We start from the raw sequence: 18,861 nt of genomic DNA, 5'->3' as shown, positions 1-18,861 counted from the left end.
TACAAAAAAATCAGCAGAGCCGAAACCCTGCCGCTTAATTGATATATCAAACGCTTTACACGTTATGACGTTTGTTTTTTCCTGATATTCTTTCAATATCTCAGCTCATTCTATCGTAAATTTACGGGCTGCAAATGAACATTTTCACCTGTAGAAAATGCAGTTGAGAAGTAACAAAAAACCTCGCAAACTATACGTTTACGAGGTCTTATTGTGACATCAGTTCAAAAAAGATGATTATTTCGAGTGATTATTCTGTAGTGATATTCCAGTACTACTTGTGGTGTGTTAAGGGGATAACCATATTATAAAAAATAAAAACAGTGCTTCATCCCACAGCTGAAATAACGTGTGTTCTCGCCCTGTAAAAAAAATCTCCCATTTTGTAAAGCAAGAATGTGCTTTATTATCCAAATCCACTGTATTTTAGCCACTCCATTTTATTCGACTGAATATTTTATGCTATGAGCAAAGTGAAAAGTCCGGTGAGTAAGAAACGCAATTCATCTCCCACCTAAGAGGTGGGAGTCTTCTTGCTGAAAGAGAATAAAAGAAAGCCAGAGACCTGCAAATCTCTGGCTTTGGGTTGTTTGATTATTTTGCAAGAACCAGCGTGAAACTGTCAGGCGTGCTAGAAAGCTGTGCGTTAGTACCGCTGAATTTCAGACCTCTTGCAAAGGTCAGCTTCGGCATGATCTTAAGAGTGCCGTCAGCATTCGGAACAAATGCCCAGTTCTGTGCATAGCGCGCACCTTCTGCATCTGCGCAAAGCGTGGTATCCGTGCAGACTCTGATCTGCGTACCTTCCTCATTCTTGGAATAAAACACATCGAGGAATCGGATGCTGTTTGTGGTGTTCGCTTCGATCCAGTAGTAACCGTTACCCTTGTCCGTAATCTTCCACTTTGCAGCAGATGCGGATTTGGTAACAGTCGAACCGTTCCAACTAAGGTATTCGCCGTCAGCAGTTTTGATATTGTAATATTTGCCTGACTGGATTGACGGTGTCTTTTGAGTCTGTCCGATATCCCATGTCTGTTCAGCAGAACCGTTAATCTTCTGGAGTTCCATCTGATTCTTGTTCGCATTCCATGCAATACAAAGTTCGGGGTTGCGATTGAAAATAATGGTGTAGAAACCGCTGCAGTTCTTTTTGAACTGGAAAAGCTGTGCATCAGCGTACCTCGTGCTTTTACCATAAAGCTGAACCTTGTTGCCTTCAAGCGCGTTGTTATCCACAACGTCGAAATAAAGGTTTGTATTTGCAACAGCAGAATAGATGTTGAAGAAGCCGTTCTTATCCTCCATAATCATCCATTCCTGATTGACATTGCCATTACCGTTTGAATACTCGGTGATCGCAGCAGCGTTATTGCTGACGGTCAGAGCGCCTCTGGTTTTGAGATTCTTGATATAGTATTTGCCGGACTGGATACCTATTTTCTCGATATCCCATGTGTTGTTCTTGGTATTGGATTCAATGCACACGCTGCCATTGCCGTTATCACGGAAATAGCAGTTCTTGAAAACATCAAGGGTGCTCTGAATCCTGTAAGCGAAGTTGCCCTTGGAATCCGTTGTTGGAACAAGTTTAAATCCAAATCCCTTGTTTGCAGTCTCAGCCGTTCCCCAACCGGATCTATAAAGTGCAGCAGTACCGTACGGTGAACCTTTTTCTGCTCGAATCAACTGCGTTGTATCGGCTGCCGGAATCAACTGAAATACAGCTGGATCTGCTGCAGAGAGATTAGCAGTTAATTTCCATTGTACATTCTCCGAGAACAGATCTGTTGTCTTTACACTACTCAATACGGAAGCACCAGGCACGTCAACCTCATCTTCCTTTTTGAGATAGTTTCCGGTTTCGACGTTACGAATTGTGTAATTATATCGATTCAAACGTGCAGTTCTGTCTAAATAACGCCACATAGATGGGAACATACCTTTTCTGACCTGTTTTGTAGAAGATTCCTGATAGTAAATTTCTCCTCTGAAGAATGCTTCATAATAGTCACCGAGATAATCCGGATATTTTCCTATCACGTATTTGAACTTATTTTTATTCACAAGCAGGGAGTCATATTTTCCGGTTTCTCCTTTCACCAGATATCCGTACTTTGGATCGTTAACCTTTTCATCTGGCAGCCTATTGCCGTTTACCTGATAATCATGACACATCGGAAAATTCGTTTCGCCCAGCACTTCCTTTGCAGCTGCATCAACCTGATGGAAAAATTCATGTGTCATAATACCGCAGGTCCAGCATTCTTTTTCCTCTTGTTCGATTGTATAGTGATTCTTAATGGCTTTCATCTCAGCAGCAATGTTAAAAGGCTGAACATATGAATGACCAAAAGTATTACCTGCTAAATTGTCATATGTCATTCCATTTGTGCCTTCCTGACTGCTGAAAAAGAATACAGAATCAAACGAATTGTACGGGATGACCTGTTTAATCTGGCTTATGATTTCTCCGTATCCAAAGTGATTATATACTACTTTAACAGGTTCATCTACCCAAATTGTAGTGATTTTAAAATCAACCTGACCATTGGACATATCTTCCATTGTTTCTTCAAATCTCTGAATTCCATGGTCAATGACAGTGTTTGCATCACTGTTATGCGGGATTGTATAACGCCTTTCGCCAGACGTTCCTTTATTAAACGTAACATCGCTGAACTTTACACACAGCACACTCCACTCGGATGGGGCTGTATACTGCGTAAACTTGCCCGTTTTATAATCATTTAAAACGGTCTTCTTCAAAGCTGCAATCTGCTCAAGTTCAGCGGTCAGTTCATTTTCTCCGTAGTGTTCTGCACCGACCTCCAAAGACGGGACAGTGGCTGCAAGCCCTGTTATCGCCATGACTGCTGCCATTGCGCTGAGTGCTGCTTTTTTCAATATATTCATGATTGGCAATGCTCCTTCCTTTTCATGATTTCCAATACTTAAAAAATGCTTCTTTTGCGACATTGCTCCAACTTCACGTCTGAATTTGAAGAAATCTGATTTAATATGCCGTTCCGGAAGCTGTCGTGAATTCCTGACGATATATATTCTATCATAAAATATTTTGTTTGTCAATTGTAACATATAAATGAATAAAACGCGCGTAATGGCATGAATTTTTTTCGTGCATAACTTTTTTATATGTTACAAACCTGCAAAATAACAATGTGCCTCCAAACATCAACCGATCAGAGAACGCAATCCGACCGTATGCGATTGGGCGAAAAATAGCTTTTGGCATATCATTCCTCCATTACAATGTGTATCTGAATTATACTTGAATTTTACAAACAACAAAAGCGCCCCTCCTAATAGGATTAAATACATCAACAACAAGTCTGACCTACAGGTTATCAATATTAATCTCTAAAAAAATGATAGCAGAAAATATTGTACGATAAAAAGAAAATCTTTTTCGAATGCAAAAGAAGCCCTGTAAAATCAATGCAGAGCTTCTTGAATTTACCTTTTAGACGGAGAATCCGCAAGGGATTTTCACGGTTGATCACCAGTCTTTATTTAAGTCATAGTCCTTTGCCTTACCGCTTGGCGACATCCTAATACCTGATTTAAAATAACAAACAAAGGGGCTGTTGCAGCCCCAACAAAGAAAAAGAGCCTGGCACAGACCAAGATGAACCGTCCCCTGTCAAGTAGACAGCGCAAAAAACAAAAATATTCTATGTTGTGACCAAAAGCAGTCTGTGCAATATGTGCAGGATGCTATTTGTTAGCAGTAATTGGCATTTCACTTTCGTACTTCTGTTGTTAACGCTAAGTTCTTTTATTTTCAATATCATCACACTGGCACCTAAAATTGAACAACACAAAGTTGCATTAAGCCTTATACTATTTTTCGTTGCAATTATAATGGCTGTCTGTCATATTCCATTTGCCGATATATTTAAAGATTTATCATCAATAATCTCGCAATTTTAATAGCATTATTCATAGCTGTATTATACGACATAATTTCAACAGTTAAACAGTTCAAGTATACAAAACCATGACCCTGCCGAAACAATATCCCGGCAGGGTCAAATTGTAGAATTCATTTAAAATTGTCAATAATATCATTGGAATTGAAATATCGTAAGCGTATAACCCTCCGCACCTACCCCATCGAAGTCTAATGAAGTATAATAAACTCCAAGGAACACCATGAAGTAAATTAGACAATCCAAATTGGTCCATGGAGTTAATTGGAGTATATTAGACAGATAGGAGTTGGTGAAATATATGCAGTCAAATACGACAAGTATCACAACAATCTATGTCGGAAAGGAATGTGTAGCGCATAGTGAAAAAATATGCGGACATTGTCCGAAAGGATCATCCAGACCTGCCCAATCCAGTTTATCCCCATATGCTTCGAAGAACACGGAGAACATACCTTTATCGTGATGGAGTGGCAATAGAGACGATTGCTGTGGCAATGGGACATTCGAGCATCCAGACCACGAAGGACCATTACGCATTTCCATCTTTGGAACAAAAACGCAAGGCCATGGAAATAGGGAACCCTGTAATATCTTCTGGCAATGAGGTACCAGAATGGCCCGATGACGAGGATGAATTTGCACGGCTTTGCGGCTTGAGGTAAATTTTTATCCGCATATTTTTTTGAAGGAACAAGGCTTGATCATCAGCATCAAGCCTTGTTCCACAAAAATGTTCGGATAACAAAAACCTGCGGATAAGCCCTCCCACAACAGACCTTTGATCCTGTCACAGCGTCTTCCGCAGAACAAAAACAATGCTTTCGAGAACGGGTCAAGTCGAAGCTGAGCCTGAACGATAGCTGCAAGACCGTCTATCCCGCGCCGAAGGTCGGTGTATCCCGTAACAAGATAGACCTGTGCGTCCGCTGCCAGATCATTCAGCATAGCTCATGCACCAAAGCGGTCAGAGTATCCGCAGATTTATCTGCCGGAAGAGATATTTGAAGTCCGTTTTTCTCGATGCGGATATTTTCGTTTGAACAAGGAACTGATACAGGAATGATGGTCGGAGAATTCTCGATATACTGTTCACGGACTTTTCTTAAGCGGTTGTAATACGTGTTAGGCTTGATCCCATTTTCTGCGCACCATTCTCTGACCGTCAATCCGCTCGCCTGCTGCGCCTCGATCTGTGCTGCCCATTCTTGCAGACGTACTTCCTGCTTTATTGTTGTGATGCTTGTCGTATTTGACTGCATATATTTTACCCTCTCCTGTCTAATATACTCCAATTAACTCCATGTACCAATTTGGATTGTCCAATTTACTTCATGATGTTCCTTGAAGTTTATTATACTTCATTAGACTTCGATGGGGTAGGTGCGGAGGGTTATACGCTTACGATAAAAACAAAAAATTGATTACAATTGCATGAAAATCGTAGCACAAAAAAACGGATAGCCGCCAGATAATGACGGTCTATCCGCTTCTTATTTTTCAAATCACTTTATTGTAACAGTCACAGCATTTTTGATAGCATTAGCAGTATCCCATTTGCCGTTAACTCTTGCAGCGATTGCTACCTTGTAGGTCTTGCCCGCCGTGAGATTTTTTGGGGTGGTGTAGCTTGTTGCCGATGCAGATATGTTCTGTGTCTGTATGCGCCACTTGCCTGCAAGATATACTGCAATACCGTAGTTTGAAGCGCCGTCAACGGGCTTCCATGTAAATCTGATCTGATGATATTGTTCGCTGTACGCAACATCGGTTATTTCGGGATAAATATCAGAAATTGAGGTGTTCGCGGCAGCTGATGCAAGCACGATGTAATTCATGCAGCCTGCGGACTGCCCGTTTGCGCCGAGTTTAACGCTCTCGCCTGCATTTACTTTTTTAGAATAAAGAAGAAATGTAACATTGTTGCTTGTTTTTACTGTCTGGCTTGTTTTTGTGAAGCTGCCAAGCCATGACGGTACATTTGTCACACGGCTGTCAAGTCCCACATAAAGGGTAATATCTTTATTTGCAGTAACAGCAGCCTGCTCTTTTGAAGATGATTTTGCATCACAGGGAGTAAGTACAGCTTCCGCGCCAATTAGTGAGTCGGGCAGTTCTGTGACAGCGCATCTGTCAGCAGTTCTGTCACCGAACAGCACATCGCCTTTTTGCAGATATGTGTCGATGCCCCATGAGTTATAATAGTCGGTATCAATGACACTGACTTTGCTGATAAGAGTGCCTTTTATCGGGTCATAGCTGATAAGCTGTATATGATCGATGTTTTTTATCAGCATATCAGACTTATCGTATGTGAAGCTGATAGAAACTGTATCTCCGACCTCATAGAACGAAAGGTCTTTGTCAGTGCTGTCAAAGTAGCCGCTGACAGGGAAACGGTATGTGCCGTTGTTCTCAAAGGTTATGGCAGAATAGCCGTTCTGCTGTATATTGATGGCTGTTATCTTGTCGGTAAATTCAGCTGTTGATGCGGCAGGCTGAACATTTTTCAAGTCAAATCTGCCTGCTTCATTTTTTAGCTTGCTCCATGTGTAGCGTGCAAAGTATTTGTCGAAAGTATTGATATAACTGCACGAACCTGCCATCATTATCGAACCTTTTCCGCCGGGAAAACCTCCGGGAGGAAAGCCGTCAGATTCGCCCTCACCGCCGTAATAATCTGGAAAACCAAAGCCGTGTCCCATTTCGTGCAGCAGGATATGCTGGGTGGTCGTGCCGTCAATAAGTCCCAGCACAGACTGATCTGAAAGTATCTGTCCGTAGTGATAACCGTAGCCGCCCATATTTATCATGCCTTTGATGCCATGAAGGTACATATCATAGCGGTTATCGTAGCTGCCGTTGTAGTTCCATTTTTTATTGTTCCAGTGTACATAGCGCGAAAGATCGGTAGGTTCGGCGGGCTGGATAGTCGGGACGCTTGAATTACCCATGCCGCTTGATACCATGTCATCATGCAGCCATGAAGTCGTGGTCTGTGTGTAGACCTTTTCGTCCGGCTGACGGTCAAGGATACAGCTTTCATCGAGTACAGCATACCCAACGACCTTGACATTAACGTGGTCGATCGGCCAGTCATCATAGCCCACAAGGCAGTCATTCCACTTGTTTATAGCTTCTTCAAGCATTTGCGGCAGCTTTTGTCTTTGTGCCAGCGTGATCGGTTCGTAGGACTGCCATATCAGTATGTATTGCAGTGTGCCGTTGCCTGCGATGATCTGATCGTAGATGGTAGACCATGCTTCACATGAACGCTCCGTTTCGATACGATTCTTCCAGACCCAGTCGCAGGCAGTAAGATAATCCTGCGGGATATCTGAGATCGTTTCCGCAGATGCCGATACGGAAACTGATGCAAGCGGTCGGATATGTGAAGTCAACGGCGTCAGATAAAGTGCTGCCGCTGCCAGCACAGCTATGATCTTCTTTTTCTGCATTGATATTTCCCTCCTAAATGTCAGTTGTGGTATTAGTTTTGTTATTTCTTTAAACAAAACTTTTGTACTATTATTGTACCGCATCAGAAGCGAAAAGTCAATTCAATATTGTCCTGAATATCGCATTTTTATTTCCAATGATTGTAATATTATCTTGATTATTATAAATTATTATGATATAATAGTACAATAGATAGGGACACAATGTCCCGCATGATATGCGGTGAATAAGCGGTAAATGTTCAGGTATAAAAGGGGAGGAAATGCATGTGAGTAAAAAAACTATTATCGGGATAGTTGCACCTGTGCTTTCAAGAGTATATGTTCAGGATATTTTGCGCGGTGCGATCAGTCAGCTAAGACACTGCGGCTGTGATGCGCTCATTATTGCGCCGCTGATACAATTTGAAAATAATGTTCAGGCGCATGCAAAGGCTGAACGTGAAATATTCCGTATGATCGGTGCAAAAGATATTGATGCCTTTCTTTATCTGAAAGATGATACGACTATGGGTGCTGCCGTTATATCAGATATAGAACATCGGCTGCTGGAAACGCAGAAATATGTCATGACAGTTGACGAGAGCACACACACTGTTTTTGACAGCACGCAGTATGATGATTATGATGAGTTTGGCAAAGTCGTCGAACATCTTATAGAGGTTCACGGATACAGGCGAATATATTGTCTGACAGGTTGGAAGGACAGCTTTCAGGCACAGACAAGACTGCGAGCATGGAAAGACCGCATGACTCAGCATGGACTTTATTTCGATGATACCTATTTTGAATACGGCACATTCTGGTATGATTCTGTCACGCCTTATGCCGAAAAGCTGCTTTCAGGTGAATTACAGATGCCTGAAGCTATAGTCTGCGGCAATGATGTTATGGCTGTTGCACTTATCAAGACCCTCATCTCAAGAGGTGTACGTGTACCTGACGATGTTGCGGTGACAGGATATGACGGGTACCCATTTACTGCAAATGTTGATGTAACGCTGACGACATATGTGCGAAATAATTTTCAGTTGGGTGCAGATGCGGTACGCCGACTTCATCGCAATTTGACAGGGCTTTTATGCAGTTCTGTGGAAAGTCAGAAAAGCGGATTTTTGATAGGAAGTTCTTGTGGCTGCACCAATATTCCGACAAAACAGCTGTCTGTTGACCCTTGTGTAACGATCCCGCGAATGTGGTCGGAATACACGTTCGGCATCAATATGGCTCCTGCTCTCGAACAGGCAAAAAATGTTTCGGATTTTCTGGCGTGTGCGCTGTATCATAGCAAAGAAATCTACCATATGCAAAGGGTAGGGATATATCTTCGCGGACATTCGGGAGAATATGTATTTGCTGCTACCTGCAATGCTGACGGGACTCCGCAGATACACCGCTGTGATATGTCTTTAGATAGCGCATCAGCATTCCTTTCAGGTAAAGACGATCCTGAAATCGTGTTTGTTTCTCCGCTGCATCTGAATGAAAAGCAGTTCGGGGTCATATCTGTATCATTTGGTGAGAATTACCGTGTTTACGATGCAGGCTGGCTTAACTATGTTACTGTGTTGACGCAGGCACTTGACAGGCTTTATTCCGAATGTTCTGATGAACTGAACAGTACTTCCGAAACTGAACAGGGGCACAGGCGTTCGGCGCTGAATGAAAAGCTGATCATGCTGCGTAAAAAGCTGCGCGAAACATCTGCCGAACAATGGACGGTCGATGCACTTTGTAAAGAGAGCGGGCTGTCAAAAAGCACTTTGCAAAAACATTATAAGCAGCTGTTCGGAAAAAGCATGTTTGAAGACCTGATAGATTTTCGCGTAGAAGAGGCAAAGCGCCTTCTTTCCGAAACGGATCACCCGCTTTCAGAGATAACTGTTATGTGCGGATATTCTACAGAAAGCTATTTCATGAAGCAGTTCAAGCGCATCACCCATCAAACGCCATCGGAATACCGTCGGCTTCACCGAACGAAAAAATAAGCTGTCGGACATGTGGCTGGGACTGATTACAGAAACAAGATCAGTGTTGTATGCTTTGCACTGTTCTATTATCAGCACGTTGTTTGAATTACACAATTAAATGTTATTATTAATATCAGATATCACGAAAACGATATGAACAAAAATGAAACATCCGATTTGTTATTGACAAATATACGTGGTTTTGTTATGATTTATAAGTGGAATTTTAATCTATCTCCGAAAAATGAACTAATAGATCGGAAATGACTATAATAAGCGATAAGTGAGTTTGATTATGATAATGAATAAAAAGGAACTAATTATCCATTTGATGATTTTCACTGCACTTATTACAGGTTGCGGCAGTTCTGAAACAGACGATGAACCTGATCATGATGATCTTTTTGCGCCATTAGAAAACGAATTTGGATTTAAAGAGGGCACATATCAGAAAAAGAACAGCGATGAAAAGATAGTACTTATTGACCAGAAACATTTTCAGTTTGTTGGTTTCGACTATAATGAATTATGGTTATCCCCCTGACACACCACAAGTAAGATCACTGCACCAAAGCAGCCAAAAGCCTTAAATACGCACTGTTTCCCAGCTTACGACGGTTGAATTTGTAGCAGTATTCGGCAGCATATAACGCTGTGTGGATCTTTTCGTTTCCGTGGTAAGTTCCCATGATCATTGCTTTGAAGTTTGATATAACTTTATGCATCCAGTTCAGCTGACCGCTTGTCGGATCATATGTTTCAAAAACATGGAAGTATTTCTGTGCCAACGGTTTCTTGTAACTCCGAGCATTATCACTCTCGATCTTCGAGCCTGCGCGGATATTATCCCTGGCAAATCTACCAACAGTTATACCCTTTAAATTCGGCACATCGCTCATTTTAACGTACTCGGGATTTCCTGCTGCGTTCTTCGATAAAGCTACGATCATCTTGACTTTTTCAGTACCTCTGCCGCGCTTTTTACCGTGAGTCGGAGCACCGAGATACGTGTCATCAAGTTCAACGATCCCGTCGAGCAAATAGCGTTCTTCACGGCATTTCATAGCTTTTCTGATGCGGTGAAGGATGTACCATGCAGTCTTGTAGGTCACCCCCAAAGACCTCATCAGTGTAACAGCAGAAACGCTGCATTTGTTGCTCATAATGAGGAATGCGGTGACTATCCACAGCCTCAGCGGAATATGTGTTCTGTGCATAAAAGTTCCGTTTGTGGCGGATATATCAGCTTTACAGAACTTGCAGCGCAGCAGGTGGCGTGACCTTATCCTGCGGTACTCAGAGCCACCGCAAAACGGGCAGGCAAAGCCCTTTTCAAAGCGGATATCAAGCAGAAAATCCTTACAAAAACTTTCATCTGCGAACTTTGAGTATATCCCATCAAGTGTGATCTCAGGTTTAGGAAATCTTTTTGACATAGCGACAGCTCCCTTCGGTTTCTGTCACTATTATACTATATTTTCTGAGTTTTGAGGTCTGTTTATTTGGACAGCATTGTAAATTATCTGTGGTGTGTTAAAGGGATAACCATGTTAGAAAATTATATTAATGTATATTTTGACAGTAACTATGTGTCGTTCATTTGCTATCCTAATGTCTCAAGAAATAAAATAGCCCCTTAGAATCTTCACACTTTTTCGTGTGTACACTAAAAGGGAGCTATTAAGAAAAACATAAATTCAAAAAATGAAAATCTGAAATTTTGATTTCAACAAAAAAACCGGACTCAGTTTATTCCGAGTCCGGTATAATTAGATCATCTTGTATAAGCTCTTACTGGATTTTTCATTTCTACGATACTGAGTATAACTAAAGATTCAAAAAATATTTCATACGTACATTTATGTCCTACTGAATCATTCATTAAGTGCTTCATTATATATTACATAAGCTGACACAGCCCTTTAAAAATGCATCAATTTAACACTCTTATTTCATAATTCGGAACCGCCCCATTCAACGACTGTGAAGCCGCTTCTTTCAAATGTGGAAAGTTCCTGCAGTTCGATGTCCACTGCCTCTTCAAGTGGTACATATGTCATGAATACGCGCAGCATACTGTCGGGTGTGGGTGTGATGTTCAGCTTTGCGGAATCTGTATATTTGTCACTCTGGAAGGAGATGAGATTATACTTATTATGCTCCATTTTAGGCAGCCAGTATACGATAAACTCGTTCATCTCATCTTCGGTCAGACCCATATAGCTGAGTTTCTCTTTGAGGAAACTCTCGGTATCACTGCCTGCTACACAGAATCCTTTGGAGAGATCAAATTCTGTACGACAGTTTACAGCGTCCCAGAACAGGTATCTGTGATGAGTGCCGTCAGCCTTGTTCACAAGTGATCCGTCTGGCTTAGCTACTACATCCCAGCCGTTGTTGTACTTAGGATAGGTAGTGTAAAGTTCAGCTTCGGTCAGCTCAACCTCAACATGAACATCTGTCTCCTTTTCGGGATAGAGGTAGATAACAGGCTTGGCAGCCACGGGACCCCAAATTTGAACCTCCATTATACCTTTTTCATTAACCATTTGTACCCAGCCATACTGTCCGTTATACTTTGTAAATGCCCAGTTGTCATTATCATTCATAATGCCGAGTTCATCAAGGAAAGTTTTTCTAGGGATAGTAGTAACTTTACCGTAGCTTGTATCAGGTCCGAGATACATAGTGATCTCATCGGCAATAACATATAAGTCCCAACTATATTTGAGCTCTATGTCAGGCTTGACATAGGAATTATTGCCTCTTACGGTAACAGTTACAGCATTTTTGATAGCGTTAGCTGTATCCCATTTACCGTTCACGCTTGCGGCGATTGCTACTTTGTAAGTCATGCCAGGGGTAAGGTTTTTGGGAGAAGTGTAAACCGTACCGGTTATATTCTGATTCTGTACTCTCCACTTTCCTGCCAGGTATACAGCTATACCATATCTGTCAGCACCTTCGACTTTGTCCCATGTAAATCTTACCTGACGGTACTTCTCACTGTATTCCACCTTGATGTTTGTTGGGTAGGTGGGCTTGGTTTCTTCAACGATAGGTAAGCGTTTGTAGGTGTTCTTACCGCTGTTTTCGATTTCAGCAAAATCACCATTGCCGCTGATAACAGTTGTGGGAGCTTTTGCGTTTACCCAGCCCTCGCCATTGGGGAGTTCAGCATCTTTTGGTATGCCGGAAAATTTCTCGCCGAGAGTGAGTTCTTTTAAGTCTGAACAAAGCTTGAACATACTGTCCCTTCTTGTAACTTGGCTTGTGTCAAAACCACTCAGATCAAGTGTAGTCAGGCTTGAACAATTGTAGAACATATCTGTCATGTCAGTAACCTGACTGGTGTTAAAAGTGCTCAAATCTAGTTTGGTCAATTTGGAATTATAAAAAAACATATCTGCCATTCTAGTAACATTTCTTGTATCAAAGCCGCTCAGATCAAGATAAGTTAAATTTTGACACCTGTAAAACATAGCATCCATATTTGTTACACTGCTGGTGTCAACTTTCGAAAGATTGATAGAAGTACAATTGTAATATCCTTTAAATAGCCAATAAGAATTTTCTGGAAATACAGTACCTTCTTCAGCTACAATTGAGATTACCTTACCCTTGTAATCTAAATTTCTTAATGCATCACCGTCAACCACACCTCTGAGTGTAAGTGTGCCTGTTGTTTCATCAAAATAATAACAGTCTGAATCAGCCGGAGCTAACTTAGTTGTGATGGCGTGTGCTTTTACCGGCGGAACATAGCTGACAGCACCCGCTGTCATACAAAACGCCATCATTACTGCTAAAACTTTTTTCATCTTCATAAATATGCCCTCCCGTCCAATTATGTTGAATACTATAATATATCAATAAAATACAAAATTATTATAACACGCAGGAACACCGCTGTCAATAATTTTGACACATAATCTTGATTGTTTGTTATCTATTCATATTAGAAAAGAATATTAATGTATATTTTTGACAGCATGTAAATATTATACGTGAAAAATCCATATTTGGTAGTGACGATGATTATATATGAAAAAAATAAAGCCCTCGGAGCCTTATATTTCTCTGAGGACCGTAGTTTTCTCAAACAGCTTTCTTTGTTCTAATAGTCTTCTTGTATCTTTCCTGCCAGTCTATCTTTATGCTGCCACCGCTTTTAAGACTTCCAAAAAGCATATCATCTACAATAAGTTCGGAAAGTTCCCCGGAAACAAGATTCTTTATGTTTCTTGCTCCTGTCATGGGAGTGTATCCGACCTCAGCCAGATGTTCAACACAGTTGTCGGTAACTGTGAGTTTGACTTTTTGCTTATAGAGGTTGTCTGCCAGAGCAGCGATCTCTTTCCTTACTATCATTTTTGAAATTTCGGGAGTTAGATCATTGAATTATATGACATCTGTAAGTCTGCCTCTGAATTCGGGCGGGAATTTCTCTTCGAGTGCTTTGTCCATTGCAGAATTATCAACTGTTTCAGAAACTTTTGCGAAGCCTACGTTCTTTTTTACTATGGATGCAGCACCTGCATTTGAAGTCATTATTATGACAGTATTGGTAAAATCGACCTTTATTCCCTTTGAGTCGGTCATCATACCGTAGTCCATGACCTGAAGAAGAGCGTTATAGACCTTTGGGTGAGCTTTCTCTATTTCGTCCAGGAGAAGAACACAATTTGGTTCAGATCTTACAGCGTTGGTCAACAGTCCCCCGTCGTCATATCCGACATATTGCAGGCTCTTATCTCATAATGACCATGCTGAAAGAACGAGTGCAGATTAAGAGCGTGGTACCTAGTCGGATTGCAGTGATTATAGCGGCTGTTTGAAGTCTCGGCATACCACAGGTCACTTATCCGATCTAGAGTCTTCGGTTTTTTACGGTTGAGCTGTTCCACAAAAGTTCGGTTGATCTTTTTGCAGTAGTTTGATCTTGCGGATGATACCTGAAGAGCGTCCCACAAGAAATCCTCTTTGCTTGACCACAGGTTTACAAGGTTTCTTATCTGTTGCGGCGTATAATCAGCCGCATCGATATGGATATGAGTACCGCAGTCATAATCTGGTCCTGTTATCGCTCCTGTTTTTCTCAGAGCACGAATGACACTTTGAAGCAGATCAAAGTCCTCATATTCAAGCACAGGGGAGTTAAGCTCTACTTTATAATAGTCACTTGCAAGATCTCAGTTTTTCTTTCGTGCGTAGATACTGCTGTCGAAGACTATCTGCCATTTTCTTCCTTTGTCATCACCGACAGTGTATTTGTCGTAGGTGCCGCCCACATGATCTATATCACCTTCAAGAACTTTTTTAATTGCTTTAGCAGTTTCGCACCTTGTTATACCAGTCATCTCGATCTCGATACCAAATTTTCTATTTTTTATCCCATCAAAATTTCCCGGCATTCTTTCACCTCCGTTCTTTAAAATGTAAAAATAAAAAAAGCCCGAATCCGGTGTTCTCACATTTCGTGAAAAGCACCAAATTCGGGCTGAAAAGTTTGTGAAACTTTTTGCTTTATATTTTTGTTTTTCCCTTAAAAAAAATCTTCTATTCTTCTGAAAACGCTCCAAAAAAGAGTTCGAATCCTGTCCAAAGGCATTTTATACCAAAAATCATCTTCGGTTTTCATATAAAAAATTTCTGTTTCAGGGCAACAAAAAAGCGCGTAAATACGCGCTTTTAAGTGAAATCATCTTTTTTGACTTCATAGGTTGTGACATCAGTTCAAAAAAGATGATTATTTCGAGTGATTAGTCTGTAGTGATATTCCAGTACTAAGGCGGTATTACCGGATAAAGTGTTTATACGATTCTACCATCTTCTATAGTTACAACTCTGTCTGCGTACTGTGCGATATCAGGATCGTGAGTTATCATTACTAGAGTATGACCATACTCCTTTACTCCATGGGTAAGTAGCTCTATTACATCTGAGCTTATGGCAGTATCCAAATTTCCTGTGGGTTCATCTGCAAGAACTATCTTAGGTTTATTGGCAAGAGCTCTTGCTATAGCAACTCTTTGCTGCTGTCCACCCGAAAGCTGATTCGGGAATGACATTTCCTTGCCTTCAAGTCCCAGTTCTTTTATGATATTCGCTATGTATTCCTTATCTATCTTTCCACCGTTTATATTTACCGGAAAGGTGATATTCTCATAAACATTGAGTACTGGTATGAGATTGTAAGCCTGGAAAACAAATCCTATCTTTCTGCATCTAAGATCTGACATCAAAGTATCGTCAGCATTTTGGTAATTGAAACCCTCCATGATAACATCACCCGAATCATATCCGTCAAGCCCCCCGATGACATTAAGCAGAGTACTTTTTCCCGAACCGCTTTTTCCAAGTATAACAACGAACTCGCCTTCTTCGATTTCAAGGTTAATATCCTTTAATGCGTGAAAGGAGTTATCACCTGTTTTATAGTATTTGTTTACGTTTTTTAATGAAATAATACCCATGATCATCACTACCTTTCATATATCATTTCTACTATCGAATCTTTTGTACTGCCCTTGATATTGAAATATGCAAACAGTTCTATCGCACCTATGAATATCAGATTTACGAGCAGATATGCAAGTATCGATATTTTTATCTTATCAAACAGTACAAAGGAAATATAAACATTTACTATAAGAGAAAGTGGTATACTTATCAGAACCGCTATTAGTGAAAGCACAAGGTTCTCATAGCAGGCTACTGTCCACAGATCTTTCAGTTTCAGACCCATAGCTCGCATAACGCCATATTCCGACCTTCTGCTTGTCATATTTTCCTTGATAGTATTGCTTATTATCATAAAACTGAGCACTATTGTTGCAATAACTATATATCCTGATATGATGATCATACCGATAAGCTGTGATTCAGATTCTGCACGTCCATCGTGAAGATCGGTAACATATACATCAGAAGCTGAAAATGTCATAGCTGAAAGCTCGGACATTGAACGATCCGTTTTGACAAGGAATGCACAGTAGCCTTTGTTTTCCATATTATTGCTTTCTGCCAGCTTTTCATTTATTATTAGAGTATTACTGTTGTGGTACAGCGCATAATTTAACTGGCTGGCAGCAGCAAACCAGTGATCTGGCTTCACAATGAACCTATTATCCGTATCTCGTGAATAGATCTCTACCTCTTTATACTCATTTCCTGATATCAATACTGAAAATGAATCTGATCCGTCATAAGTGATGCCATTGATTTTCGAAAACTGTGTCCAAAGTTCATCGTCATACAGCATCACCTGAAGATTACCGTCTTCGTCCTGTTGTTCTGCTTTGTCCCATGTGTAATCAACAAAACATTTCTCTGTATATACCTTTTCTACCTTATCCGTAGAACGCAGTTGATCCAGATCGGCTTCGGTGAAACTGTTATTTTTACTTTTAAGATCGATGATATTTGCCTGTATTGAATAATCACTGAAATCGGCTGCGTTCTTGACAGAATTGAAACCTACTACCGCAAATACATTACTTATCACCAGGCATAGCAGAAAGCTAACAGTTAGTGTAACAGTCTGTATGGCGCTCTTTGCAAAGTTCCTTCTAAGATTGCGTATAGCAAGACCAAAAAGATAATTTTTTGAAGAAAACATTTTTGTCTTTTCTGTGAGCATCTTTTTGGTGGCATTGAATGTCCTTATATTTACAGGATTGGTCTTCCTGATTTTAAGTATAAGTTTAAGGCAGGCAATAAATGACGAAACAAGGGTAAGCAGATAGGTAATCAGATAGGTGGATACTTTCTGTTCTACTTTCATGCTTGCGGCTGTATTTATCAGTGCAGACATTATCTTCTCGGCCACAGCAAGATTAAGCAGTGCACCTGATGCCATACCTATGATCGTTCCTGCCGATACAATCAGGAACTGCTCAGAGAGAATGAACCGTATGAGCTGCCTGTTGTTTAGACCGATACAGCGCATAGTACCGAAAACACTTATCTTGCGTGCAAAGCTGAGAGTGATCGTGTTATAGACGAATATAGTCAGGCAGACTGCGATTATAAGCGAAAGTAGAAATATACCCAGTGATACCGCCCTGAATGAACCCTCTTCATCGTAATTCGCAGTCTTTTCTTCATTTCGGATAAGCTGTTCGTAGTTGAAATATCTTCTATCTTCGGGAGTCCCATCAACTACGATATCGCTTATAGCATTAACAGCAATGACTTGCTTATCTTCATTGAGGTTTCCTTCCTCTGCTTCGACTGTTATTGAATTGGATTTGCTGCATGGCAGACCGTTTTCACTGTAGATATCTGCGGCTGTTTTTAGATTGGAAAAGAAGAAATTTCCCGTATCCATAGTGTCTTTTATTATTCCGCACACTTTGAAAGTTCTGCTGACTTTCAACTGTTTCTCATCGGTCTGATCTGTCAGTGTAAAAACAAGGGTAAGGTCATCGCCTATTTTTAGTTCGGGATTGGATATAGTGTAGCTTTCCTCAACGCATATCTCGTTTTCGGCTGAAGGGTATTCACCGTTTATAAGCGAAGTTTTCTTGAAGTAATCCAGATCACCTTCGTATCCCATAATGACTGATGCTTTCGAGAGGTCATAGTCCATATCGCCAACGTAAATGGTAGAAAGGTATCTGTCAGGCTTATCTTTTCCCATATTACTGAACTTATCATTTATAGCTGTAAGTTCATCATAACTAAGATCCACCACGTAGAAATCCTGCGGTGCTCCCGAACTAATGAAAGACCTGTATGAAATAATATAGCTTGCGCTGATCTGTATCATACTGAACATCAGCATCGTTGATACAATGATACCTATTATTGCGCCTATACTATACTTCTTATTTCTCAGGATATATCTGTATACTATTTTAAACATCTGGGTTCTCCCTGCTTTATTTTATGATCGTTTATGTTATAAATTATCGACTTATCCATAATGAAATTGCTGCTGTGCGTAACAATTATAACTATCTTGTCGCTGACTACCTCAGTGAGGTTCTCTCTGATATTGCGCTCTGTTATTCCGTCAAGCCCGGCAGTTATCTCATCTATGATAAGGACTGGAAGGTTTTTATAAAGTGCTCGTACAAGGCACAGTCTGCTTTTCTGACCGCCTGAGAAACTGTCACCCTTTTCTGAGACTACCGTATCAAATTTATCGGGCAGTTCTTCAATATCGTCAAGGATATTGCATATCCTGCAAAGATACCTTATGCGTTCAATGTCTATCTCCTAATCAAGAACTATATTGTTAAGAATAGTATCATTGAACAGTACACTTTCCTGCATCACAACGGAAACAAGGTCGGAAATGTTCTTTGTGCCTATCTCTTGAAGGTTTGAATCGTTGTATTTTATCGTACCTTTGTAATTTCTCAACTGACCTGATATAAGCTGTAAAAGCGTAGACTTTCCAACTCCGCTTTGACCGCATATGTAGTAAATGTGTCCCTTTTTGAACTTTGCCTTTGCATCATGGAATATCAT

Annotated in this window: 13 protein-coding genes and 2 pseudogenes; 3 read left to right on the top strand and 12 right to left on the bottom strand. The window is 40.7% G+C overall.

Annotated elements, in window-relative coordinates:
- Positions 1–594 precede the first annotated feature (594 nt).
- Entirely contained in the window at positions 595–2,916 is a 2,322-nt protein-coding gene (locus RUMAL_RS07385; RefSeq protein WP_013498125.1) for an RICIN domain-containing protein, read from the bottom strand.
- Positions 2,917–4,315: 1,399 nt separating this feature from the next.
- On the opposite strand from RUMAL_RS07385, the gene RUMAL_RS22925 reads away from it, so the two are divergent.
- On the top strand, positions 4,316–4,618 hold the full coding sequence (locus RUMAL_RS22925) for a tyrosine-type recombinase/integrase (RefSeq protein WP_028504356.1): 303 nt from the start codon (positions 4,316–4,318) through the stop codon (positions 4,616–4,618).
- Between the two features lie 4 nt (positions 4,619–4,622).
- Here the strand turns inward: RUMAL_RS22925 and tnpB are convergent, their stop codons facing one another.
- The 3 genes from tnpB to RUMAL_RS22415 all read right to left on the bottom strand — a co-directional run bounded on the left by tnpB (position 4,623) and on the right by RUMAL_RS22415 (position 7,411).
- Entirely contained in the window at positions 4,623–4,901 is a 279-nt protein-coding gene (gene tnpB / locus RUMAL_RS21735) for an IS66 family insertion sequence element accessory protein TnpB (protein ID WP_154662851.1), read from the bottom strand.
- A complete protein-coding gene (gene tnpA / locus RUMAL_RS07365) occupies positions 4,895–5,215 on the bottom strand; it encodes an IS66 family insertion sequence element accessory protein TnpA (protein ID WP_013498123.1) in 321 nt (106 codons plus the stop codon). Before tnpA ends, tnpB begins: the two co-directional genes overlap by 7 nt.
- Before the next feature lie 243 nt (positions 5,216–5,458).
- Entirely contained in the window at positions 5,459–7,411 is a 1,953-nt protein-coding gene (locus RUMAL_RS22415; protein WP_013498122.1) for a fibronectin type III domain-containing protein, read from the bottom strand.
- Between the two features lie 269 nt (positions 7,412–7,680).
- On the opposite strand from RUMAL_RS22415, the gene RUMAL_RS07355 reads away from it, so the two are divergent.
- Positions 7,681–9,399, top strand: a complete 1,719-nt coding sequence (locus RUMAL_RS07355) for a substrate-binding domain-containing protein (RefSeq protein WP_013498121.1) — start codon at positions 7,681–7,683, stop codon at positions 9,397–9,399.
- Positions 9,400–9,676: 277 nt separating this feature from the next.
- Positions 9,677–9,925, top strand: coding sequence for a hypothetical protein (locus tag RUMAL_RS07350; protein WP_013498120.1), 249 nt, complete (start codon positions 9,677–9,679; stop codon positions 9,923–9,925).
- Positions 9,926–9,941: 16 nt separating this feature from the next.
- Here the strand turns inward: RUMAL_RS07350 and RUMAL_RS07345 are convergent, their stop codons facing one another.
- From RUMAL_RS07345 to RUMAL_RS22410, 8 genes and pseudogenes are all read right to left on the bottom strand, one after another.
- Positions 9,942–10,817, bottom strand: coding sequence for an IS1595 family transposase (locus tag RUMAL_RS07345; RefSeq protein WP_013483548.1), 876 nt, complete (start codon positions 10,815–10,817; stop codon positions 9,942–9,944).
- A 516-nt stretch (positions 10,818–11,333) separates the two neighbouring features.
- Positions 11,334–13,208, bottom strand: coding sequence for a BspA family leucine-rich repeat surface protein (locus RUMAL_RS21285; protein ID WP_013498119.1), 1,875 nt, complete (start codon positions 13,206–13,208; stop codon positions 11,334–11,336).
- 271 nt (positions 13,209–13,479) lie between these two features.
- Positions 13,480–13,761: a hypothetical protein gene (locus RUMAL_RS07335; protein ID WP_272868104.1), complete on the bottom strand. Its 282-nt coding sequence runs from the start codon at positions 13,759–13,761 to the stop codon at positions 13,480–13,482.
- A 21-nt stretch (positions 13,762–13,782) separates the two neighbouring features.
- Entirely contained in the window at positions 13,783–14,094 is a 312-nt protein-coding gene (locus RUMAL_RS07330; RefSeq protein WP_028504402.1) for an AAA family ATPase, read from the bottom strand.
- A pseudogene (locus tag RUMAL_RS20675) lies at positions 14,091–14,795 on the bottom strand (amidoligase family protein). The gene RUMAL_RS07330 and the pseudogene RUMAL_RS20675 overlap by 4 nt, the downstream one beginning before the upstream one ends.
- A 399-nt stretch (positions 14,796–15,194) precedes the next feature.
- The gene (locus RUMAL_RS07320; RefSeq protein WP_028504401.1) at positions 15,195–15,857 is read right to left on the bottom strand and encodes an ABC transporter ATP-binding protein; all 663 of its coding nucleotides are present in this window, start codon (positions 15,855–15,857) and stop codon (positions 15,195–15,197) included.
- Between the two features lie 8 nt (positions 15,858–15,865).
- On the bottom strand, positions 15,866–18,250 hold the full coding sequence (locus RUMAL_RS07315; protein ID WP_013498117.1) for an ABC transporter permease: 2,385 nt from the start codon (positions 18,248–18,250) through the stop codon (positions 15,866–15,868).
- A pseudogene (locus RUMAL_RS22410) lies at positions 18,238–18,861 on the bottom strand (ATP-binding cassette domain-containing protein). Before RUMAL_RS22410 ends, RUMAL_RS07315 begins: the two are co-directional and overlap by 13 nt.

The organism is Ruminococcus albus 7 = DSM 20455 (genome assembly GCF_000179635.2).
Classification (GTDB): domain Bacteria; phylum Bacillota; class Clostridia; order Oscillospirales; family Ruminococcaceae; genus Hominimerdicola; species Hominimerdicola alba.
Note: the sequence above shows the minus strand (reverse complement) of the source record. Positions and strands in the feature narration are given on the sequence as shown.